Genomic DNA, 24,046 nt, shown 5'->3' on the forward strand with positions numbered 1-24,046 from the left:
ACTTTAAATCCTTTCAAAAATACTCTGTTTGTATAAAAAAACTCTCTTCATTGTGAACTTGAACAAAATCCCGAATAATGGTCATGAAAAAAGGTCCCTTATCCGGGATTTTCTATGTCTTTATGCTTGAGATCCAATTAGTTCAGCAATATGGAGGGAAAGGTAGGATAGTGTTTAATGAATGACTATTCTTTAAATACTTATGAGTAGATACTCCTACATGGACAATTCGGAAAAGCTAATAGGAAAAGACCAAGGGTCAAGGGATTATACTAAGGTGGATGATTGCAAAGTACATAGAAGAGGTGTTTAATCTCTAAAAAAGCCTATACGTCAATTAAAGTACCATAAACCGTTTAATATATTTGATGAAATTTTATAATTCTAAACAGAACGATCCTTATAAAATGATAACAAAAAAATCCTTATGGTATGTAACTAAATGGTATGATATACTCAGTTTTGTTAAAAAATATATATAATGGTATTAAGATTTTGTAAATTATTTATAAATTATTTGTAAATAAGTTTTATATAACAATCGTATTATTTATTGCTTGCTCAAGCGAATTGTTTAATTAATATTTTATTAAATGGTTTAAACCAACAGAAAAATTAAGAGTTAATAACTGAGAGGTGCAAATGCAAATTGAAGGTTTTAGAATTATTATGGCTTCCTAAAGAACAATCAGAGTGTTCTTTGTTTGATATAAAGTATCAAGCAAAGAAAATTAGCATCATATTAAAAACTGATGAAGCGTTAAGTGAGGGCGAGGCTTTCTTCACTTTAATCGATAGAACATCTAGACAGGTTTTGAAGTTTCCTATAAACGAGCATGAAGGAAAAGAAATATTTAGTGTGGACATTTCAATAGATAACCATATCAACTATCTTACAACAGGAATATGGGATGCCTATTTACAAAAAGAAAAAAATGGAACTGTAATTAAAACTCGAGTTAAAAATAAACTTTCAGAATCGATTGAATTCCCTCCTTTTTATGTGAAAAATTCAAATATCTCATTTCTCCCCTATTCCACAATCAAAGGAAATTTATCTTTTAGATGTGAGGAAAGTAAAGCTATCCTCAGAGTAGAAAACATAGCGTTAGAAGAAAACGGAACTCTATTGTTAAGTGGCTATTTCCTAGTTCCATCTTGGGATGTGAAAAAGTCTGAAGATGTGAGGAAGCAACTTATTCTTCATTCTAGTAATAAAGATATAAATATTGATATTAATAATGTGGCTCGTAGTGATGTTTCAACACTTTTTGGTCAACCAGATAATAAATATAATTGGACAGGGTTCGATATTCGCCTCGACTTCTCAAAAAATTCTTATGAGTTGTTAGATGAACAATCTACAGAACTATTCATCAAAGTGACCTTTGAGAACCAAGAGATGATGTTACCAATAATAATTCCACCTGCTGTAGACCTTAATAAAACAGCAGTTTTCCAGACTTCTGAAGGTATTAAGAATATTTACATTAATATAGATGAAGAGAGTCAAGGAATGGCTTTATTTGTGACAAAAGAAAACTTACAGGCTGAAGTCGAAGCAATTTATTCTGAAAATGGAGAAATCACTTTATCAGGAAGAGTAATCTCACGAGATAAAGCCAATGAAGTATCCTACAATAACGCTCATATTGTTGTGAGAGAGCGTCAGTCTGTTGAAGAATATCAAATAGATATTGAAATCAATGAGTCTTATTTCACCCACACATTCGAAGTAAAAGAACTTGTGGACAGGGGCATATTTACAGACGGGGTTTGGGATTTATATCTTTTGGTGGATGGACAAATGAACCGTTTAGTAACGCGTTTGGATGGTATTACTAATAAACAAAAGTTAATCTCAATACCACAGATGATGTTATCCGATGCAGAAGGGAAAATTCTTGCTGTAAAGCCTTATTATACCCTCCATGAGGAAGTATCCATTTTTTCTCGGGACTATCTTGCCGTTAAGTCTATTGAAAAGGTTGAAATAGAAAAAGGGATTCTTTCTATAGTAGGAAAGCTAAATATACAACCTCCTAATATCGACTTCCCTGCAACTACTAAAGGAAAATTAACAATTAAAGCACAATACGGTGTCGTATATGAACTTCCTGTCACATGGCAAACTGAAAAAACAGGAAAAACTAAGCTTGAGTTTCAATTTATTGTATCCGCAGACTTAGGTTCTCAAGGCCTTTTAGAAATGAGCGATTCATTGCTTAAAGATATTAGCTTTGATCTAATTCAGTGTGAAATTCAACTTGAAAAAGGTTTTGTACCATTTACTATGAATATTGACCCGGCAAAGGTGATTTCAACCTTAGAGGATCGTCTTAAACAAAATGGTAAGTATAAAAGAATCTTGACTAAATGGGGTCTCCGCTTTTATAAGGCTTGTAATAAGGTTCTTCCAATTAACCGAAAAAATGTTATTTTCCAAAGTTTTCATGGGAAAAGCTATTCATGTAGTCCTAAAGCAATTTATGAAGAAATGCTTGAGCAAAAACAGAATATTAAACCTATATGGGTCTTAAATAATCTTAAGCAAGAAGTTCCAGGGAATCCAATTCTGGTCAGACCACACTCTTTCAAATACTACTATTATATGGCTACATCAAAATATTTTGTAAATAATGGGAACTTCCCTGATTTTTATGAAAAAAGGAATAAGACAGTCCACCTACAAACATGGCATGGAACACCATTGAAAAAGCTAGGGTACGATATAGATCCTAACTCTTTATCTTATGCAGAAAACACATCACCTCAGATCAGCAGACGAAATGCAAGGTGGGATTATCTCATTGGACCAAATGAGTACACGTCTACAATTTTAAAGAGAGCATTCAGATTTGATAAACAGATGTTAGATGTAGGATATCCTCGGAATGATATTTTTTATAAAACAAACCTTGAAGAGAAAACCGAGAAAATTAAGGGAAAGCTTAATATCCCAAAAAACAAAAAGGTTATTTTATATGCCCCTACATGGAGAGACTATGATTTTCATAACGGAAATCAACATAAGCCATATGAATTTAAATTTGACTTAAGAAGGTTCAAAGAAGAATTCGGGGAAGAATACGTTTTACTATTACGATTACATTACCGGGATGCTACCCGTATTAGGCTTCAGGGGTATGAAGAGTTTATCTATAATGTTTCAAGTTATGACGATATTCAGGAATTATATTTAATTTCTGATTTATTAATTACGGATTACTCATCTGTTATGTTCGATTATGCCAATTTAAACAGACCGATTATTTTCTTCACATATGATTTATCTCGTTATGGTTCCCAGGTTCGTGGTTTCTATATGGACTTTCAGACGGAAGCTCCAGGACCTATTGTCCTTAATGAACAGCAACTTTTCCATGCAATTGAAAACATTGATAAAATAGAAAAATTATATAATCAGAGATTCAAGAATTTCAGAGAAAAGTTCTGCCATTTAGAAGACGGACAAGCCTCTAAACGAACGATAGAAGCCGTATTTAAAAATTAAATAGAAAAAGGGTGTAGCTGTTGTGAAAATTCGTTTCTTAGTGTTTGATATTTATGGAATGGGTGGCACAGTACGAACTGTTCTTAACGTAACTAACTATTTAGCTCAATCTGGTTACGATATAGAAATCATTAGTGTCTTCCGTTATCGGAAAGTGCCTTTTTTTGAAATAGATCCTAGAATCAAGGTCGTTGTCCTACACGATGTAGTTAGCAGAAGAAAAGATGATACAAGTTTAAAAACGAGAACAGCTAATAAATTATCTAAAATCAAAAGTAAACTTATTCATACAGATGACGAGGGATATCATTTCTTTTCCTTGCTAACTGATATAAAGCTGTATAACATAATTAAAACTATTAATTCGGGGATATTAGTCACCACTCGACCAAGCTTTAACATCTTTGCAAGTAAATATGCAAATAAAGAAGTTCGCATTATTGGACAAGAACACTTAAACTTCTCCATCTATCCTGAGGGAATGAAGAAATCCATTATTAAACATTATGTTAAGTTGGATTATTTGGCCACGTTAACAGATGAAGATACAAAGGATTACAAAGAACTACTTAAAGATGGAAGAGTTGAAGTTAGAAAAATCACCAACTCTATTCCAAATTTACAAGGTGTCGTATCCCCTTTGGATTCTAAGACCATAATTGCCGCTGGACGTTTAGTACCACAAAAAGGATTTGATTTATTAATAGAGGCATTCAAAATTGTCAATCAGCGATATCCGGATTGGAAGCTCAAAATTTTTGGAGACGGCCGTGAAAAAGATAATCTTCAAGATTTAATTTCAGAGTATAAACTGTATAATCATGTGATTTTAATGGGCTCGACTCAGCATATAGATATTGAACTTTCTAAAGCTTCTATTTATGCATTAAGTTCAAGATTTGAAGGATTTGGAATGGTTATTGTAGAGGCTATGCAATGTGGAGTGCCAGTGGTGAGCTTTGATTGTCCAAAAGGGCCAAGTGAGATTATTTCCCATAATGAAGATGGTTTACTTGTTGAAGATGGTAATGTTGAGAAATTCGCAGAAGCCCTAATGGCGCTAATGGAGGATTATGAAAATAGGAAAGCATTTTCCGAAAAAGGCCTTGAAAGTGTTAAGCGATACGAAATAGATAACATTGGTAAAATTTGGGAAGATATAATAGAAGAAAATACTCACAGCATGAATAAACAACCTATAAATTCCTTAGGTGGAACAATAAATTAAGGGTATTCAATCTTATGGAGGGTACGGTACGTATGACAATTTTAGTAACTAATTTAGGATATAGTAATGGTGAATTATCGCTAAATGGTAAAGCAGAAGTTTCATTAGAAGAAAGTTGTTCCCTTTGTATTAGAAGAAGAGAAATTGAACATGGATTAGAATATCCAGAGGAGTATTCATTTCCACTGAATATTAACGGTAGTGAATTTGTTTTTGAGAAAGATATAAACACTCTTCTTCAAGGGATTTCTCTAAATAATGAAATGATATGGGACTTGTTTTTATTGTCTGGGGATGATTATTTCAAACTAGAAACAGACAACCAACTAAAAATTAGCATAAATGATTATGTGAGTTTAGATAATAAACAATTTAAAGTAAAACCGTACATTACAGGAGAAAACGGAGTATCTATATTTGTATTAAAAAACGATATTAAAGCAACCATCGGCAAAGCTTCATTTAATGAGGGAGTCTTCAATTTATCAGTTCAAATGAGTAATTCAGCAATTTTGAAACAAGAAGATTGGAATAACTATTCTATTAGATTAATGGTGAAAAAACGAGAGCAAGAGCACCTTTTCGAGTATTACGAATCTATGGTAATTGAGCCTGTTACAGGTGTAAATCCATTAAATTTCTCCTTAAACATTAATGATTTATTTGAAAAATATCAATTGAATAAGAACCTTATTTGGGACCTTTTTATCGAAGTAACAAGCAAAGATGGATTAGTTGTTGAAGCTCCATTACTATGTTCAAGCGGAACTAAAGGACTTTTTAATTTCAATTATTTTAATTTTTCCCATAATGATTTATATAGAACCAAGCCATATGTTACGGGGAAGAATTCTATCGCCCTTTTGATTAGGCCTAGTGAACTAAAAATAAACCTTTCACAGCTGAAATTTGAAAACAATACTATGCATCTTTTAGGGACAGTTTCTTCTCCTGAATATGATGTCTGGAATTTCGATGAGCTCGAATCATATCTAATTATAAAAAAGCGCTATACGGTTGGAAAAGAAAATGTTTACTATACAGAAAAAGTATCGCATTTATCCTTGTTAAATGCCCATTTTCAAGCAGAACTATCTGTAGCAGAGCTTCTTAACGATGAAGTTATTCATCATGGAGATGTATGGGATATGTTTGTACGTTTAACTACATTGGATGGTAGAATCATAGATGTAATGGTTAAGCCACTTGAAGATCTAAAAAAAGAGAAATTTACATACGAAATTATGAGTGCTAATCCATCATATAAGTTTAAACCATATGTAAACGGATTAGGCAACTTCTCTCTCTATTTTATAGACTCTAACAAACCTTCACATGATGCGGTTAAAGTTGCAGTATTAGGCTCGTGTTTTAGTAGAAATCCATTCAATTCAACAAACTACTTTAACCCAACTTATAAGCAGAATTATAAATGTGTATTAACCCAATTCCATTCATCCATTATCAGCATGGTTTCCAATCCTATGCAAATAGATGTTGCTAAGATGGATGATGTATCAGAGTATAACAAGTATTTTATTCAGAGCGACTTTGAGAAGAATTTCTTTGATCAGATTAAAGAATTGCGTCCTGAATACTTGATCATTGATTTATATGCAGATGCTGCACGTGACATAATTAAAATAAATGATGATACTATCGTTAGTGCAAGCCTTGCTTTAAGGCAAAGCAAATACTTTAAGGAATTCATGGATTATGAAGTAGTTACTCATGACAACAATGATACTTACTTTGCTTTATGGAAAGAAGCTATGATTCAGTTTTCAGAAAAAATTAAAGAATACCTTCCTGAAGATCGCATCATCCTTAATATCGGGGGCTTTACCTCAACATATTATGATGCAGATGGCTCTATCAAAAAGTTCCCACGGAATCATATTATTCAAAGGAATAATTATTTCTGGGATAAGCTAAATTCTTGGTTCATACAGTGCATTCCCGGTTGTAAGGTAATTAACCTAAAAGATACTAAGTATATTGGACAACATGATCACCCATTCGGGAAAACGTTCTCCCACTATCAGTCAGGTTATTATAAAGAATTTATGAATAGATTGAATAAACTTGTAATGCAAGATTTGCAAAGTGATAGGCAAGGACAAGAGAACAAACAATTGATTAAGGCTTAACTAAAGCTGACCTAAAGTTATAAGCAACTACTACGAATGAGCCTTGTAAAGTAGACAGAGTTAAATAAAAACGTTTTATGCGACTCTGAGTCCCAAATTTATATGGACTTAGGCTTTTCTTTAAACGATTATGAGTAGAAAATTTATTACCCATTATACTTTCAAAGTTAATTTAGGATAATATGGTATAAATGAAACTCTTTAAAAGTAATGGATTTGGTTATAGAAGGTCATGAAATAGGGATTTTCGCTCAAGTAGATTGTAGTAAAATGACTTATCCAGAAAAAAGGAATCATCTTTCAAATGAAAAAAATACACCGTTTTAAGCACGTACCTAAAAAGGTACCTTTGATTATCGCCTGTTTTGTTTTAATCGTTTTAGTTATTATCAAGGGAATCATATCTTTGAATAATAATGAATATTCGCCTGTCTCAAAGACTGTTTCTGAGTCTGTTATTAATGTAAAAGATGCTGGTGCTAAAGGAGATCAAAGGAGCGACGATACGAAACCAATACAAAAAACCTTAGACTTAGCTAAGACAAGTAGCACCCCGATCAAGATTGTCATTCCAAAAGGAACCTATAAGCTTACAAGCACGTTACGCATATATAAGAACACACATTTAGTCCTTGAAGAAGGGGCTGAGCTGCTACGCAGTCATGACAATACGATAATGGTTAATGGTGATGCCGGAGCAATGTATACGGATTATAATGGACATGGTAATATCACGATTGAGGGTGGTATTTGGAATGGTAATATTAAAAACTATCCAGACCCGTTCAATGCTATTGGTATTGCAAGAGGGAAAAATATTACGATAAGAAATATAGAGGTTAGAGATGTAGCAAGCGATCATGCAATAGATATTAATGCTTCCGAACAAGTTGTAATAGAGAATAGTAAATTTTTAGGGTTTAAGGACACAACACCTGACCATTCTCGCTTCTATTCAGAGGCAATCCAAATATCTGAGCATACTAAATTGGGATTTAGTCAATATGGCGTTTATGATGGAACCCCTTCAAAAAATGTAACAATTCGCAACTCCTATTTTGGAGCAAGTGGAACCAAAGGAACAACTGCTTGGCCAGTCGGCATTGGGAATCATGGTTCTGTTCACAATAAGTTCAGCACTAATATCATGATACAAGATAATACATTTGAAGGTATTACCTTCGTAGGCATTCGTAATTTTAAATGGAAAGATACGACTATTCAAGATAATACCTTTTTAAATAATAACAGAGGAATTGCACTTTCCAATCCAGACGGAAAAGGGGAATCTTCGAAAACATCTAATGGTATTCAAACAGGACTTCCACAATCAGGTAGTAACACAACAATATCGAATAATATATTTCAAAATACGCGCAGAGAGAATATATATGGAGAGGGTTGGCCTAGCCCTACAAACGTTGCAAAAATAGAGTCCCTCATTATATCAAAAAATGTCTTTAATAATCAGCTTGGTGGCAATCAAAAGCCTAATATTTATCTCAACTGGATTGATGGAGTAACTATTTCAAATAATAGGATCTCCAATGCGTACCGTGGCATATATTTGGGGTTTGCTAGTAACGTAACAATCAGTGATAATACGTTTGAAAATATAGGAACGGATGGTTTATTAGTAGATGAACCAGATTTGAAATATCAACATAAGGGATATACAAATAATATTAAAATAAGGCACAACACTCTTTCGGATATTGGAAGAATTGGCCTGTTTATACAATATACAAAAGGATTTTCTATCATAGAAAATGAAATTACAACCAGTGCAGAAAAAAATAGTTTCCATGTGGACAATTACTCCGAGAATGGAGAAATAAAAGATAACACAATTATTACAAATATACATCAATAATTAATTATAGAAAGATGTAGAAACAAATTTCTTTTATGCACCCTGAATTGATATTGAAAATGTTAAATTAAATTATAGTATCCTATAAGGACACCTTAGCCGTTTGGTAGTGATTTCTCGTAAATCGCAAACCAAGGTATGAGGTGTTTTTTTGATATTATTCTAGGTTTAACATTCTCTTTTATTTTGCTACTACAATAATTCTCCCAAAATCTCTCATTAGATGAGAGAAAATCTTCTATATTAGAAACAGAATGGCTATACTATATGGGGGAATTTGTATGATAAACTAATGCCATTTGACTACTTATCAAGTTACTAGTAAACTGAGGGTGTATCAAAGGGGAGAGGTGATGGTCAAATATGGATAGACGAGGGTTTACCGATGATAATAAATTGAGTTTGTTGATTTGGTTGCGAATGGTTCGTTTTTATCAAAGAAGTAACCAGCTTTCGAATGATCATTTACAACATTTTGGCGTCACTGTTGCGCAATTTGATATGTTGGCACAAGTGCTTATTCATCAACCTGTTTCACAACTGGAATTGGCGGAGCACCTTACGATCAGTCGTGGAGGCGTATCACATATGTTAACAAGGTTAGAAAAGGATAATCTGATTGTTCGGGATCAACAATGGAAAGTTAAATATATTTCATTAACTGAAAAAGGGAAAGATTTAATGGAAAAAGTAATGCCAATTCAATCAGATTTTCAAGCTTCATTATTTGATGTATTGGATGACACTGAAAAGAAGAATCTGCATGAGATGATGATAAAGGTTCATAGATATAGTTTACAAATGGAAGTGCCTAATCCCATACAGGAGGAATCCTAAATCAGGTATGTGATTGGAGCGAAACTTGTTTTCAAAGCATTAGGAAAGTTATTGAGTAGCTAAAAAGGAAGAAATATAGTAATGGCACTTTATCAGTTTACTAGTAACTTCAAGGAGGATGAATAGAGGCATGGAAAGTAAAAATATCTTCAAACGTGATATTGCTGAAGTAAGAGATGTGAAACTTCAAAAATATAGTCCGATTCATACTGCGGGACCAGTCATTGAACCAGGAAATTGGGAGAAGAGTGATCCCTTTCTTTTAATGATGGAGGATAAATTTCAAAAAGGTTCATTTGATATTCACCCACATAGAGGGATTGAAACGGTCACATTTGTTATTGATGGAACGATTGAGCACTATGACAGTCATACCGGGGATGGTGGAATAATCGGACCGGGTGATGTCCAATGGATGACAGCCGGGAGCGGCGTTGTGCATAATGAGGTGCCTTCTGAAGGTGTTACAGCCCATTCGCTTCAACTCTGGGTCAATCTTCCACGCGATAAAAAAATGACAACACCGCGATATCAAAATTTAATGGGAAAAGATATGCCAGTGAGAAAAGAAGAAGGAGCTATCATCCGCGTCTTTTCTGGTTCATCAAAGGATGTTATCTCTGCGACGAAAAACCATGTTCCTGTTACGATGGTGGAAATGCTTCTAGAGCCTGGAACTTCGGTCACACAGAATTTGCCGGGTAGCTACAACGGAATGATCTATCTAATAGAAGGAAGTGGAGTATTCGGTAAAAACGAAATGAAAGCTTCAAAGGGTCAAGTGTTGTGGCTGGGTGCAGGGAAAGAATCAGAGGAAAGTGAAGTGGATATAACAGCAATTGAACCATTGCGAATTGTTTTATATGCGGGAGAACCTTTGATGGAACCAGTTGTTGCCCGTGGACCATTTGTAATGAATACAGAAGAGGAAATTGATCAAGCTTACCTAGAGTATCGGCAAGGTACATTCTTGAAGGATTAACGAATATTTAAATGGAATTAGAAATAGGTTAATCTGAAGTTTCCTAGAGATGTTATATTTAGTATAAGAAATTAAAGAGCATCAACACTTGATGCTCTTTTTAATTTGATATTTCTAATAATTGTTTATGTATTTTAAGTTTTCAATACATGCTCTTTCTCTCTATTTATTTAGCAGATTCAGATTGAAACGCTGGAGCCGTATTCAATCATTCTATTATTTTTACTTTCACTTCTTTTCTTCCCCACGTTAAAGCATCCGCTTCTTTTGGGATGAAAACATCAATTCTATTACCTTTGATCGCTCCACCCGTATCTACCGCGATGGCTTGTCCATAACCCTCAACCTCCACGTTAGAACCTAAAGGAATCACATTCGGGTCGACTGCTATCACCTTTGCATCATCATACTTTTTTAAATCGACGCCCATTCTCGTGGTGCCGGAGCATCCAGAACAGCTTGCCGTATAAGCTGTGCTTGCAACGGTCAGCTCCTTAACATTTTGGCTTACTAAATTGGCTTTCTCCTCTAATTTGCCTAAAGTCCTTGCTCCTGCAATTCCATCAACCGATAAACTCTTTTGCTTTTGAAAATTTGAAACGGCCTGCTTTGTACCAGTGCCATATATGCCATCGACCGTTGAAGTGTAAACACCCCATACCTTCAATAGCCTTTGTAGTTCAGCTACAGGCTTGCCAATATCCCCACTGCGCAGGACTTTTATTTTCTGGTTCGTTTGTGAACCTGCTATTCCATCAACTTTTAGTCTTGATTTTTCCTGAAACTTCTTTACAGACTCTTTTGTAATCGGACCGAAGTAGCCTGTTGCTTCATGATAGGGGAAGACCCCTTTTGTCATTAATAATTCCTGTAGCTCCTTTACATCACTATGACTCGTTCCATACGAAAGTGTGCGATCTCCAACGGCAGCTTCACCTCTAGTTGGCATACAAATTCCAATAATGAATATAGAAGCCGTTATGATCGTAAATAATATTTTTTTCATGTTTGTCCTCCTCGTTGTTTCTTGCCTTAAACAATTCGCTAAACTATCACTTTTTCAGGCGCAGTTAAGGAAAAACACCTCGAAGGCACTAAAGAATTGTTAATACATGTAACAAACAGAGAAACGAATAGGGAGGATATATGATGCCAATATCCTTAGTTGTAATAGCGTAGTTCATTTTTGAAGAAGAAGAAGAGGTGGCATATACGCAGTTATCGGACATTCGTACTTAAAAGAAAGATTTTTTCTTAATTTACACAACTACTTAGGAAAATAATACTAAATATAATAAACTCTTCATCCCTTTCAATTCTAGCTCTCCGTATAATCAATGAATCAAAAAAAGTAGAAGAAATCGATTTTACCAGTGGCCCATCCATGCAGAAGGACATCAAGTGCTGGTTTGGATAAAAATAATTTGATTGAGGTTGATTAAATGGAGCGGTCGTGACAGGTACACCGAAGGAACTTAAACGTTTCCAAAACCTTGATTTTATCCGCGCCTCTATCCTTGGTGCTACAACCGATAAGTATTAATGGTGGAATCCATCAATTCATAGTAAAAACAAACCCTTTGATTTATTAAGGTGCTGTTTGTATTAACTCTCAATTGTGAAGAAAAATATGGTAACATTTATTTATTGTGGAAATAGATTTAGAGATGAGGAAAACTACATGTTAACTAAACATAGTAATAACTTATTGATTATTTCATCTTTACTAGCAATAACAGGGCTAGCACTGATGTTTTCAAGTATTAATTTTGGCATTTCACTAGGGGATTCTTGGCTTGATAATCAGGAAGATGGAATCTATGATACTGACCAATACAATATGGTGGTTGAGACTCATAAAAATAATTTTATAATAATTGGAAGTGTCTTATTTGGCACTGGAATACTAACACTTTTACTAACTTACTTTACATTTATATTAGGAAAAAAAGATAACGACAAACTTGTCTAACTGCAAGTCAAGTAGTGGATCAGGGCTGTCTATATGACAGTTCTTTTTTATTAAACGAGGCAGTTTGATCGTATTAATGTTATTTTTTCATTGTTGTAAATGACCATTAGGAGTGAACTCAAGCAATTTTTATCCATAATCTTTTTTATAGCAATTACTGTTTTTCTCCTTTACTACTTACCTCTAATAGCAAAGGACTTACACAAACATACAAAGCAGAATGAAGAAATTAAGGCCCTTTTAGAAAAGATAGTAAATAACCAGTTGAAAAAATAGGTCTACCTAGCTTGTTGTTTGATTAACGTGAAAGACTATGAAAAAAGGGGTGGGAGAATGTTTCCTAAATTAGAAACAGAACGGCTTATCTTGAGAGAACTTACTGTAGATGATGCCCAGGATATATTAAACTGTTTTTCAAATCCTGATGTATTACGTTATTATGGACAAAAACCGTTAACCAGTTTAGATCAGGTGAAAAATATTGTTGTGAATTTTGCTAATAACTACAATGAAAAACGCGGCATTAAATGGGGAATTGAAAGTAAAGAAAAGGAAGGCATTATCGGAACAATTGGATTTCACGATTGGTCTTCTGAACATAAGAGGGCTGAAATAGGTTATGCACTTTTTCCGGAGAATTGGGGCAAAGGTCTTGCCACTGAGGCTGTTTTAGAAGTCATATCATATGGTTTTAAAGAACTTAATCTAAAGCGTATTGGAGCTATTGTGTTTGTAGAAAACAAAGCATCTAATGAGTTATTAATAAAATTGGGCTTTGAGAAGGAAGGGGTTTTAAAGAATTATATGTATCAAAATGATGTTCCATTTGATACGAACGTATACTCTTTACTGAAATAGGGGAGTAGATGAAGTACGAACCTTATTGAATAAGCAATTACCGAAAAGAAATAGTTCTAATTGAACTATGGGGTCTGATTTATTTCAATGAGGTTGATTGCTGAGAAATCTTTTCCTAATGCTAATGTAAAAGATAGACACTAAATCTGTCAGGGAGTGAGTGTGAATTTTATGGGATTCCTTAAAAATGACGAAGAAGTCCAACTGCAAGATGTCAGAGAGAGTGATCTATCCATCTTTTTCGAGCATCAATTAGATTCTACTGTAAACAATATGGCTGCTTTCACATCTAAAGATCCTACTGACAGAGAGGCTTTTTTGAAACACTGGATGAATATTTTAGCGAACCAGAATATCTTGAAAAAGATCATACTTTATAACGGGTGTGTGGTGGGCAACATTCTAAACTTTGAACAGTTTGGCAATCCAGAAGTCAGTTACTGGATTGGAAAGCAATATTGGGGCAAGGGGATTGCCACTGATGCACTGAGTAAATTCCTCCATGAAATAAATGTTCGACCTCTTTATGCCCGAGCGGCTAAGGATAATATCGCATCTATTCGAGTATTGAAAAAATGCGGGTTTGCAATTACCGATGAGGACAAAGGATATTCAAATGCACGAGGCGAAGAGGTTGAAGAATATATTTTGAAGCTTGAATCAACTAAATTCTAGATATGAGTTTTCGGGAAATCTTTAAACTTACAGTGTTAAAAGATTTTTTGTTGAAATATTAAATTAAATGGGTGGCATATAATGGGGGTTAAGATATTTTCGATAATTCTAATTTTAAGACGGATTATCTTCCTGAAGGACGGATTAGTTTGACACACGGACGAATTATCTTCTTGAAGGTCGAATTATTTTGCACTACGGACGAATTATCTTCCTGAAGGACGAATTAACATTCAGAGACGTATCAAATGCGACAAGATTTTAGGAGCTGTGGTTGGCTAGATGAAAAAAGTTATAGGCGTAATATTGGTATTAGGAATTATTGGATTGGGAAGTTATTTTCTATTATTAAAGCAAGAAGGATTTGAATTCACGGTAAAAAATCAAACGAATAAAGAAATTACAGGTTTATATTTGACCTATAATCATATAAACTCTGATATTAAAATTCCCTCAATCCAGCCAGGCGAAGAAACTAAGTTAAATGTAACGCCAACTGAAGATTTTGGAGAGAATTCGATGAAACTACAATATAAAGATAGTAAAGGAAAACAGCATACAGAATATGTAATCGGATATTTTGAAAAAGGATATTCAGGTGGGGGAAAAATCACTTTAGAATCTATTAATAAGAACGGGGAAATTCAAATGAAAATCGAAGATACTACTAGACTCTACTGATTGAATGGGATTATGAAAAGGTTTTACCGTTTATAAAATGATGGACCGAAATTTATTTTTGATTTCGGTTTTTCTTATTGTTTTTTTCTAAAAGAATATAAAGAAACAGAAGAGGGAGAAGAATTCATAGACTCACTTGAAGATATGTTTCCTAGTAAATATTCAAAACAGGTATTGAAAGATACAGAAGATGGTGCTGATTTAGGTGAACAACTACAGAAAAAGGTTGAAAATTGGTTAAGTAAAACGAGCAAATAAATATCCCTTTCTTTATAACTACTATCTGGGGCAGCGTCAGGTAAATGCAGGTTTTTTTTATGAATTATTCTTTTCTTGCTATTAAAAATTGATGTTCAAACCATTGCTGCTCCTGCATTTTTAATTCTATCCTTGTTTCATTATTTCAATCAATTCATCTGGAATATCTGGATGTTGCTTAATAATTTCCATATTAAGCAACAATTCGAGTTTTGAATATTATATCCCATGTACCTCTATGGCAAATAAATAGAAACATTTGAATAAGATAATACTTTTATAATAGATTATCTTCACTAGATCTATTTTTTCTATGTTCATTCACCTAAGAGACTATGTTATAGCCAATATGGAAAAATATCAGCATAGCAATAATATGCATAATATGGTAATATTACATTTGTGTGATTTTGGTAAATATACAAAAAGGAAGGTATTATATGAATGAAACAGTTCTTAAGGTCCAATCCTTAACTAAAAAAATTGGAAAAGCCACCATTGTAGATAATGTTAGCTTTGAAATAAAAAGCAAGGAAATATTTGGTTTGCTCGGTCCCAATGGAGCTGGTAAAACCACTATTATTCGTATGATTACAGGTCTTATTAATCGTACGGGCGGTACAGTCATGATTAATGGATATGACCTCGATAAAGATTTTGAAGGTGCCATGAATCAATTAGGTGCCATTGTTGAAAATCCAGAATTCTATAAATACATGACAGGCAGAAAAAATATCCTTCACTATGCTCGTATGTCACCTAATAAAATATCTAATGAGCGAATTGAAGAAGTAATAAAGCTTGTTAAATTAGATCATGCCATAGATAAAAAGGTTAAAACATATTCATTAGGAATGCGTCAGCGCCTTGGTGTAGCACAAGCAATTTTGCATAAACCGTCTTTACTGATTTTTGATGAACCAACTAATGGCTTAGATCCACAAGGGATTCGCGAGTTTCGTGATTATTTGAAGGTACTGGCAAGTGAGGGCGTGGGTATTTTAATTTCATCGCATTTACTATCAGAAATGCAATTAATGTGTGATAGCTTTGCCGTTATTGAAAAGGGAAAACTCATACATACGAAAGAACATATTGTAGATGAAAAAACTGAAACAATTAGTGAAGTTCTTTTTACTGTCAGTGATGGAGGGCTAGCTAAAAAAATCCTTCAAGAACAGTTTGGTAATATACCTATTCTTAAATATGAGGCGAATTCAATTTCTGTATCAGCCACACGTGAACAAACGGCTAGTATAAACAGAAGTTTTAATGGTAATCAATTAGATGTTTATGAAATAGGCATTACTAGAAAATCACTAGAAGATAAATTCTTTGAAATAACTGAGCAGGAAATGAGGGAGTCTGTATGATGTCCTTGATAAGAAATGAATGGATGAAAATCTTTTCAAAAGGATCTACATATTTGTTTATCGTTTTTCTTTTATTGGCAGCTGTAGGAACAGCGTTGATTGATTATAAACTAAATCCAGTCGAATCAAGTAAAGATTGGAAGCAAGAGTTACAAGCAGAAATACAAGAACAGCAGAATGATTTAAAAACTTCTAAAATTAGTGAAGATGAAAAGTCCGCGATAATGGAAGAAATCGATTTAAATAAACAACTTTTAGACGCTAATATAAACCCTGACTTGCGTACGAACTGGACGTATATGGCAAACTGGACTACATCATTAACATCATTTGTTACTCTATTTGTTGTGATTGTTTGCAGCTCCTTAGTTTCATCTGAATTTTCAGATGGCACCATTAAGCAATTGTTAATCAGGCCTTATAAACGTTGGAAAATTCTCCTTTCTAAATATATAACATCACTACTATTTGCAGCGTTATTACTTGTGAGTCTATTTATATTCAGTTATATAGTAGGAATTTTATTCTTTGGAAATGGGTCGTATTCAGATAAAATTCTAGATCCTGCATCTTTTGGTTTTAGTCCTGTAATAGTAGGCGATTATTTTGTTGATATGATGGTTTATTGGATACCAGGATTTTTAGTTATCACAACCATTGCTTTTATGTTAAGCACATTATTTAAAAGCCAAGCACTTGCAGTAGGCGTTTCAATATCTATTTTATTTGCTTCAACTCCTTTAAATTTAGTTATACAGTCACTTATTGAAAAAAATGAGTGGTTAAAGTTCGTCTTATTCCCTCATCTCAATTTAAGAGGTTACATTTCTGAATCGTTCTCAATGTTTGAGGGAGCAACTCTTGGATTTTCTATAAGTGTACTAGCAATCTATTACCTTATCTTCTTAGCATTAACCTTTTTCTTCTTTCAAAAGAAGGATATTTCAAACTAAGATTTTTCCATTTATAAATAGAATGAACCGAAATCGATCTTTGATTTCGGTTTTTCTTATTAAGACAAAGGGCGTTAATAAAACAAGAACATTGAGAATTTATACCAAATTCATTTCGTTTTATATTATGCTTGAAGAAAAAGGAATGTAATGAATGAGGATGGTGTTTTAGATTGGGGTTATTTTTTGAAAAAAGGGCAAAGAAAAGTACAAAATCATTTATTATAATAAAAATCTTAATGAGCCTAGCAATATTGTTCGTGTTGGTAATGGGCTTTATCAATGATTTTGATTTCTATTTTGTTATGTTCTTTACCTTATTAGGGGTCAATTCAGTAATAGATGGGATTGAAAGTTATTTTCAAAAAGAAGATAAGCGGGTCTATCTATTAAATTACGGATTTGCGGTTATATACATTATTTTATCATTTCAATTTTCGGGGTAACTTTTTCTTGTTGAGCTGATAGGCCAGGATAAATTTGATTATTTACCGATTTCTATAGAGACAACTTTGTCATCTTCTGATTCAGAATCAGAAAAGATTGTTGAAGCCATTGAAGAAACAGTTCAAGATTATCTTAACTCAGAGAAAGGAAAGAATATAATTAAAAACGATCAATATGAGATCAATATTTATAGCAACAAGGGAAAAAAATTAAATTAATACCCGCTGAAGACATCTTGAATAATCGATTTCCCATTCCACACAGAAAATCTCTAAATAGTTATTAATCTAACAGGTGCGATTCTTCATTAATAAGGATCGCCTTTTCTTATGCAGTTAACGGAGCAGGATAATTAAGAATAAATATAAGCATATAAAAAGCTCTCCATTATGAAGAGCATTTATTATAGGCTTTTTGCTTTTAAGGTAATACGGTTTGATTTGGATTATTCTTAGCTGAAGGTGAACGAAAAGCTATGAAGAACCATAAAATATTTACAATTATTGCAGCAAGACAAAGACCTGTGATACTAGCAATATATATAGCGCTAATGTCTTTAAATTTTGCTATTACTAAAACTGCTACAATTATTGTGGAATTTATCAGTAGACCGCCGCAACAAAACAAGGCTAAAACGAATCTCATTATATCTATACCTATCCAATATATTATTAAGGGCAATAGATAAAAAACAAGTATCATTCCTATTGATATCCACATTCCTGAAGACCCGAATTGATTAGCATTCGGTCCTAAATCTGCAAGCGGGGATAGTGAGATTGTAATCAATAAAACACAAAAAAGGACTGCTGAAAGCATAGTCATAAAAATAATTCCCTTTCTTTTTCTCATAATATTTCACTTCCTTTAATGTTTTCATTTTATGGGTTTATAAAATGTTAAAATTACCCATTCAGTGTATCGTAACATAACTGGAATGTATTTACACCTTAAAATTTATTAGCAGTCTTATTTTATAATGGGTGCTTTATTTCAATGAGAAGTAAAGCCTTTTTCTATTCAACTAACCCGGCAGCATTAGTTGAATAACAGTTCTTTATTAAGCTAAAAGGTTAATTAGAAATTAATATAATTGGAACTTTATCCAATTATCCGTAAATATCTATTAGAAGATTATGAAAGGGGCTCCTAGGTATAAAAAAATTGGTTTGTTAATGGGGCTAGTAGGGTTATCGTTGTTTCTAGTAGGAATTTATATATCCCAATGGACACTTTTTGGCATAGTGATTGGAATTGGTGGGGGAAGTATAATGGGGACTAGTTCGGTAAAATTTTCTAATTAGTTATTGTAGTAGCTTAGGCCCTTTTATTATATAGGATAGCTTTTTTATTCTAGTATAACGGGTTAATATGGAAGGTCGGTGTGGTACCTTGTTAAAAATATTAAGAATCGTTTTTTCTATAATAGTTCTTACTTTATCAGGATATGGTTTAATCACTAAAAATTTCGAGCTATCTTCATATATGATTTTTTTCTTAGGAGCGTTAATGTTGGTGACAGGATTAGCCGAGCTTCAAAAAGATAGAAAAAGATTTTGGGGGTATATGAGTATTATTGCCTCTTTATATGCTTTCTTTGTTTCTATACAGGGGTTTTTATTGAACTAAGGGGCAGGAGATTTTTTTTTGATATATATCCTTTTAGGAAATTACATGTTAAATTTACGCTGTGTTGTTACAAGATAAATAAGATAATAAAACCTGTTGTAAGAAGTGTTCTGAATAATAGTAAATGAATAGGTGTGGTTCATATTGATAAAAGATAAAAAATATATATATTTTGCTCTCATTTTTTTATTTGTGTCTATGGCATTAAATTTCCCTTTCCCACATGAAAGTCCTTATGGTGAAACAGTTGCTTTGGTTTTAAATATACCTGTTGAATCAGTAAATGGATTACAGTATATAGGAATTACATCATTAATTTTTTTAATTATGAGCCTATTTTTTCTTGTGAAATCATTGGGAAAATATCATGGTAGATTTGTAGTGCTGGCTATTATGGTTGCAATGATTACTCCTCCTTTCTTAGCCAGTTCGTTTCAAAAATATTTTGCAACTGGCATTTACGCCATTTCCTATGAACGTGATATAAGTAGTTGCAGTTTTGAAATGACCAATGAGACAATATTGCATGGGGAATGCGAACTTCCTTTTGAAAACTACAGCAAGGATGATGCACAATTCACTATTGAATTTTTTGACGAGTACGAAGATGATGTGAAAATGATTTCACTTATGAATACCGATTCTCCATATGAGGTAAGATTAAGAGGAAAAGAGCGTAAAAGGGTGAAAATCGATACTGATATTGATGTATCACAGATGGAAAGTCATATTGAAAGTGGCGATTTATGGAATATGAATATTATCATTAAGTCGGGGGAAAGAATTAGAAAATTATGAGGCTATATGAATATACCTACACTAGTTTTCTATTAGTTTTCGTAAATTATAGGGACATAACAAATTTTTTGACCGTCTGAAAGAGTGCAGATAGTACATGATTTAAAAATTCTATTTCAAGAACACTACTCGTTAAGAAGAACGAAGGATCCTGAAGGTATACTCTTATAGCAAAAAAGTCTAGATTAATGAGTATTATAGACTTACCTTATAAAACCTCCTATTAAGAAAATGATAGGAGGTTTTTTTATGTTAATGCTCGAAGCTAAGCTTATTGAAAAATCGGAACTACATAAGCTTTCTCTTTTGGACCCATTGGATGGTCTGCGCACTTCAAAATCCACTTTTTCTGCCCAAAACCCTTTAGATCTTTGTTGGTCTTCAATATAGACGGTATCTGTATGAAGATAGATAAGATCAGCCGAGCTAATATATTGTAAAATAAAAAATGGGAAATATATGAGGAGGGATTAAAAATAAGAAAAGTTGAAGTAACTGAATATAATAACCAATGGACTTCTATGTATAAGGAAGAGGCTAATGTAATACATAAGATTTTTGGGCCTGAAATAATTGAAATTCATCATATAGGAAGTACTTCTGTTTACGGACTAAAGGCAAAGCCTGTTATTGACATAATGCCTGTGGTAAGAAAAATCCATCTAATAGATGAGTTTAACAAGAATATGTTAGGGATTGGTTATGAGCCGAAAGGAGAAAACGGATTATATGGACGTAGGTTCTTTCAAAAAGGAGGAGATAACCGAACTCATCACGTTCATATTTATCAATTAGGCAATCCCGGAATTGAACGTCATCTTGCTTTTCGAAATTACTTACGAGAAAATCCTTCTGCTGCAGAAAAATATGGTGATCTTAAAGAGGAATTGTCATATATATTTCCTTACGATATGGATTCGTACATCAAAGGAAAAGAAAAGTTATTATTGGAAATTGAACGAAAAGCCTTATCTTGGTATCGGAGTTCAAGAGGATGACTACATATTTATAAATAAAGGGACTTTTCTTAAGTTAATAAAGTATATAAGTTCTTTATTTAATAATGATATATCGGAAGGGGTAGTTTTACTTCAAGTAACGTGGCAGTTTATTGAAAAGGCTCTAATTAAGGAGATGGATTGTTAAAGAAGAAGATGGCAACTGAACTTAATCTAAAATGAAACCACCACCCGAAGGTGAAGGTTTCTTATTGTATCGAGGAAATACACGACAAATTACTGTTCTTCTAAGATGGTTACAGAAACACTTTGTTTATTATTTGGTTCATCAAGGGAATGGATTGTAGCTATTCCATTCTGTTCATCCACATGCTCAATGTAGATACTTTCCCCATTATAGGTCACATTAGCCATAATTGGCGAAGAAGCAATTTCTTCTGCTCGTTGTGCGTTCATTTTAGCCACCTCCTTTGGATTTGCAACTGTAATAATATTTGTTCCAAATTTCTAAAATATACATGTTGTAATTGAAATGCTTCCAAGTTAAGAAAACATAGAACTAAGATTAGATATGGATGGTTCCTAAAATACCAGGGGGTTCACTAGGACCCTATTAAGGTTTTTTTCAAATGTCCAGTTCTTCAAAGTGATGAGATAGATGACTATTAAACGATAGACTTGAATATGACCTCTTATTTAATGAACGGGGGCTTAAGTTTAAAGTAGGGGTTGCTGCGGCAACTCTTTTCTTATTGTGCTAACGTGGCCGTTTAGTTTTACACTCTTTCAACATGGTATCAAAGGGGGATATGGAAGAATATTATTTAAGGTAACAACGTAAGAAAAGGGTAGAAAAAAATCTTAAAACAAAGGAGAGTTAAACATGAAAGAAAAACAACCAGAAACAAAAGAAATGAATTTAACATCGCTCATGAAAGACTATGCGAACTACAACCTCTGGGCAAATGCCCAATTGATAGATTGGCTGAAAACAAAGCCATCTGAAATAATAGAACAGAAAATACCTTCGAGTTTTCCGAGTATCAAATGGACACTCAAGCATGTTTCTGATGGTGAGAAATTTTGGTTGGAAGTGTTAAAGCAGGAGTCAACACCGGATATAGGGGTTTTCAGTGATCGATCATATAAGACTGTCGAAGAGGTGTTTAAAATGATTGTGGACAATTCCAAAGAACTGGCCCTATATGTGAATTCACTTACCGAAAGTTCAATAACAAAAGATTGCCATGTGGAAACTCCATGGTTTAATGAAACCCGTCCAAGATTTGAATATATTCTCCATGTAATGAATCACAGTACCTATCATCGAGGGCAAATTATAACTATTGGACGCAATATTGGTTTAACCGATGCTCCTATGACAGATTTTAATATTTACAATTTTTTTGGAAAGTCCGCCACATGAATGCTTCTTATCATATTTAACTATTAATCTGCGGATAACTTATTTTTAAGCTAATGGTGGTGTTAGTTTAACTAAACAAATTAAGGAAGTCGATACTTTAACGTACACTAATCGGCTTTTTTAGGTTGAAAACTTGCTTTCATTGAAGATCCGGCTGCCCTCTGGCCGCTTTTTTTGTTTGTGCAACTACCTGAAAATAAACTTTTTAAAAAGGAAAACTAAAGAATACAAGTGATTTAATGTAATGTTCTTTTTAGATTGAAAATAGATTGACATTCATTGGTAATGTGTTAATATTTATAAAAATGGAACCGGTACCAAAATTCGCGAATGGATGAATGAAATGGTTAAACGAGAAAATTCAAAAGTTACAATTTACGACGTCGCTAGAGAAGCTGGTGTCTCAAAAACCTCGGTTTCCCGCTATTTAGGGGGGAGATATGATGAGCTCTCTGACAAAACCCGCAAGAAAATCGAGCTGGCAATCAACAAAATGGAGTACCGCCCCAGTACCATGGCCAGGGGGCTTAAAAGCAATAAGAGTTATTTGATTGGAATTATAGTTGCAGACATTAACAATCCATACACGACGGCTATCCTTCGTGGGGCTGAAGATATATGCAGCCAGAACGGTTATAATCTGATGATTTGCAACTCGGATAATAATCCGGTTAAGGAAAGAGGATATTTTGAAATGCTTCTATCCCATCGTATTGATGGGCTTATTATTCATACAACCGGCGGAAATCACGACATGTTAAAACAGATGCAAGACCAGAAGACGCCGATTATCTTGCTGGATCGGAAAGTACCTGATCTTGAAATTGATACTGTAGGCTTGGATAATTTTCAGGCCACTTCGCAAGCGGTCAATTATTTGGTCAACCAAAACTATGAACGAATAGCGTTTTTCAGCGAACCAGCAAGCAAAGTAAGTACCCGGTATGAACGGCGGCTATCCTTTCAGCAAACGTTATTGAGCCACGGTCATCCGAGTTCAAAAGATGTTTATGAGGTAAATGTCGACGATTTAAATGATGTAGATTCCAAGCTTCAGCACTTTTTAGATGACTCAGAAGGCAAGGCACGAGTTATATTAACCGCAAATAGTGTGGTGCTATTAAAATTAATTTTGCTTTTACAAGAAAAGAAACTGTCGGTTCCAAAAGATTTAGCAATGATTGGCTTTGATAATCCAGAGTGGAGTACGATTGTTTATTCAGGAATTACAACAATTGAACAGCCTACGTATCAAATCGGGGTGGCTGCTATGGAAATGATATTGCGTCGTATTGACGGGCACGAGTCTCCAGCCCAAACAATGGCGTATCAAGCGAAACTGAACATAAGACAAACAACGCCTTATATCCAGAAATAAGTCTTCTAAGAAAGGAAGTCTTATTTCATCACAAAATGGTACCGATACCATTTTG

The 24,046-nt window shown here is 33.6% G+C and carries 23 protein-coding genes; 20 read left to right on the forward strand and 3 right to left on the reverse strand.

Annotated elements, in window-relative coordinates; genetic code table 11:
- Positions 1 to 649: 649 nt before the first annotated feature.
- The 6 genes from JFU50_RS14015 (at position 650) to JFU50_RS14040 (ending at position 10,584) form a co-directional block, all read left to right on the forward strand.
- Entirely contained in the window at positions 650 to 3,514 is a 2,865-nt protein-coding gene (locus JFU50_RS14015) for a CDP-glycerol glycerophosphotransferase family protein (protein WP_201222955.1), read from the forward strand.
- Positions 3,515 to 3,536: 22 nt separating this feature from the next.
- A complete protein-coding gene (locus tag JFU50_RS14020; RefSeq protein ID WP_201222956.1) occupies positions 3,537 to 4,742 on the forward strand; it encodes a glycosyltransferase family 4 protein in 1,206 nt (401 codons plus the stop codon).
- Positions 4,743 to 4,774: 32 nt separating this feature from the next.
- A complete protein-coding gene (locus JFU50_RS14025) occupies positions 4,775 to 6,892 on the forward strand; it encodes a DUF6270 domain-containing protein (RefSeq protein ID WP_201222957.1) in 2,118 nt (705 codons plus the stop codon).
- A 304-nt stretch (positions 6,893 to 7,196) separates the two neighbouring features.
- Positions 7,197 to 8,765, forward strand: coding sequence for a right-handed parallel beta-helix repeat-containing protein (locus JFU50_RS14030; protein ID WP_201222958.1), 1,569 nt, complete (start codon positions 7,197 to 7,199; stop codon positions 8,763 to 8,765).
- A 363-nt stretch (positions 8,766 to 9,128) separates the two neighbouring features.
- Positions 9,129 to 9,602 carry a MarR family winged helix-turn-helix transcriptional regulator gene (locus JFU50_RS14035; protein WP_201222959.1) on the forward strand — a complete coding sequence of 158 codons (474 nt, stop codon included), beginning with the start codon at positions 9,129 to 9,131 and terminating at the stop codon, positions 9,600 to 9,602.
- Positions 9,603 to 9,732: 130 nt separating this feature from the next.
- The gene (locus tag JFU50_RS14040; protein WP_201222960.1) at positions 9,733 to 10,584 is read left to right on the forward strand and encodes a pirin family protein; all 852 of its coding nucleotides are present in this window, start codon (positions 9,733 to 9,735) and stop codon (positions 10,582 to 10,584) included.
- A 208-nt stretch (positions 10,585 to 10,792) separates the two neighbouring features.
- Here the strand turns inward: JFU50_RS14040 and JFU50_RS14045 are convergent, their stop codons facing one another.
- Positions 10,793 to 11,590 (reverse strand): peptidoglycan-binding protein, encoded by a 798-nt coding sequence (locus JFU50_RS14045; protein ID WP_201186799.1) that lies wholly within the window; start codon positions 11,588 to 11,590, stop codon positions 10,793 to 10,795.
- 675 nt (positions 11,591 to 12,265) lie between these two features.
- Between JFU50_RS14045 and JFU50_RS14050 the strand changes: the two genes are divergently transcribed.
- The 8 genes from JFU50_RS14050 to JFU50_RS31980 all read left to right on the forward strand — a co-directional run bounded on the left by JFU50_RS14050 (position 12,266) and on the right by JFU50_RS31980 (position 18,019).
- Positions 12,266 to 12,556, forward strand: coding sequence for a hypothetical protein (locus JFU50_RS14050; RefSeq protein WP_201222961.1), 291 nt, complete (start codon positions 12,266 to 12,268; stop codon positions 12,554 to 12,556).
- A gap of 333 nt (positions 12,557 to 12,889) precedes the next feature.
- Positions 12,890 to 13,414, forward strand: a complete 525-nt coding sequence (locus JFU50_RS14055) for a GNAT family N-acetyltransferase (protein ID WP_056520188.1) — start codon at positions 12,890 to 12,892, stop codon at positions 13,412 to 13,414.
- A gap of 171 nt (positions 13,415 to 13,585) precedes the next feature.
- Positions 13,586 to 14,089, forward strand: coding sequence for a GNAT family N-acetyltransferase (locus JFU50_RS14060; protein WP_201188064.1), 504 nt, complete (start codon positions 13,586 to 13,588; stop codon positions 14,087 to 14,089).
- A gap of 282 nt (positions 14,090 to 14,371) precedes the next feature.
- Positions 14,372 to 14,770: a hypothetical protein gene (locus JFU50_RS14065; protein WP_201225217.1), complete on the forward strand. Its 399-nt coding sequence runs from the start codon at positions 14,372 to 14,374 to the stop codon at positions 14,768 to 14,770.
- A gap of 698 nt (positions 14,771 to 15,468) precedes the next feature.
- Positions 15,469 to 16,401, forward strand: a complete 933-nt coding sequence (locus JFU50_RS14070; RefSeq protein WP_201186791.1) for an ABC transporter ATP-binding protein — start codon at positions 15,469 to 15,471, stop codon at positions 16,399 to 16,401.
- Positions 16,401 to 17,354 (forward strand): ABC transporter permease, encoded by a 954-nt coding sequence (locus JFU50_RS14075; RefSeq protein ID WP_201222963.1) that lies wholly within the window; start codon positions 16,401 to 16,403, stop codon positions 17,352 to 17,354. Before JFU50_RS14070 ends, JFU50_RS14075 begins: the two co-directional genes overlap by 1 nt.
- A 173-nt stretch (positions 17,355 to 17,527) precedes the next feature.
- Positions 17,528 to 17,800, forward strand: a complete 273-nt coding sequence (locus JFU50_RS14080) for a hypothetical protein (RefSeq protein ID WP_201253992.1) — start codon at positions 17,528 to 17,530, stop codon at positions 17,798 to 17,800.
- Positions 17,801 to 17,818: 18 nt separating this feature from the next.
- The gene (locus JFU50_RS31980; RefSeq protein ID WP_446728181.1) at positions 17,819 to 18,019 is read left to right on the forward strand and encodes a DUF4030 domain-containing protein; all 201 of its coding nucleotides are present in this window, start codon (positions 17,819 to 17,821) and stop codon (positions 18,017 to 18,019) included.
- 202 nt (positions 18,020 to 18,221) lie between these two features.
- Here the strand turns inward: JFU50_RS31980 and JFU50_RS14090 are convergent, their stop codons facing one another.
- Positions 18,222 to 18,653, reverse strand: coding sequence for a DUF5391 family protein (locus JFU50_RS14090; protein ID WP_201186782.1), 432 nt, complete (start codon positions 18,651 to 18,653; stop codon positions 18,222 to 18,224).
- Between the two features lie 540 nt (positions 18,654 to 19,193).
- On the opposite strand from JFU50_RS14090, the gene JFU50_RS14095 reads away from it, so the two are divergent.
- The 4 genes from JFU50_RS14095 to JFU50_RS14110 all read left to right on the forward strand — a co-directional run bounded on the left by JFU50_RS14095 (position 19,194) and on the right by JFU50_RS14110 (position 21,226).
- Complete coding sequence (locus tag JFU50_RS14095) at positions 19,194 to 19,430, forward strand: DUF3953 domain-containing protein (protein ID WP_201186780.1); 237 nt, start codon at positions 19,194 to 19,196, stop codon at positions 19,428 to 19,430.
- A gap of 144 nt (positions 19,431 to 19,574) precedes the next feature.
- Positions 19,575 to 20,228 carry a hypothetical protein gene (locus JFU50_RS14100; RefSeq protein WP_201186778.1) on the forward strand — a complete coding sequence of 218 codons (654 nt, stop codon included), beginning with the start codon at positions 19,575 to 19,577 and terminating at the stop codon, positions 20,226 to 20,228.
- A 249-nt stretch (positions 20,229 to 20,477) separates the two neighbouring features.
- The gene (locus tag JFU50_RS14105; RefSeq protein WP_201186776.1) at positions 20,478 to 20,618 is read left to right on the forward strand and encodes a hypothetical protein; all 141 of its coding nucleotides are present in this window, start codon (positions 20,478 to 20,480) and stop codon (positions 20,616 to 20,618) included.
- A gap of 86 nt (positions 20,619 to 20,704) precedes the next feature.
- Complete coding sequence (locus JFU50_RS14110; RefSeq protein ID WP_201188062.1) at positions 20,705 to 21,226, forward strand: GrpB family protein; 522 nt, start codon at positions 20,705 to 20,707, stop codon at positions 21,224 to 21,226.
- Positions 21,227 to 21,463: 237 nt separating this feature from the next.
- On the opposite strand, the gene JFU50_RS14115 is transcribed toward JFU50_RS14110, so the two are convergent.
- Positions 21,464 to 21,643 carry a small acid-soluble spore protein H gene (locus JFU50_RS14115; protein ID WP_053347758.1) on the reverse strand — a complete coding sequence of 60 codons (180 nt, stop codon included), beginning with the start codon at positions 21,641 to 21,643 and terminating at the stop codon, positions 21,464 to 21,466.
- Positions 21,644 to 22,070: 427 nt separating this feature from the next.
- Between JFU50_RS14115 and JFU50_RS14120 the strand changes: the two genes are divergently transcribed.
- Positions 22,071 to 22,613, forward strand: coding sequence for a DinB family protein (locus JFU50_RS14120; protein WP_201222967.1), 543 nt, complete (start codon positions 22,071 to 22,073; stop codon positions 22,611 to 22,613).
- A 343-nt stretch (positions 22,614 to 22,956) separates the two neighbouring features.
- Positions 22,957 to 23,991, forward strand: coding sequence for a LacI family DNA-binding transcriptional regulator (locus tag JFU50_RS14125; RefSeq protein ID WP_056520161.1), 1,035 nt, complete (start codon positions 22,957 to 22,959; stop codon positions 23,989 to 23,991).
- Positions 23,992 to 24,046: the final 55 nt, after the last annotated feature.

Origin of the sequence: Peribacillus sp. TH14 (assembly GCF_016651145.1) — a bacterium.
Taxonomy (GTDB): domain Bacteria; phylum Bacillota; class Bacilli; order Bacillales; family DSM-1321; genus Peribacillus; species Peribacillus butanolivorans.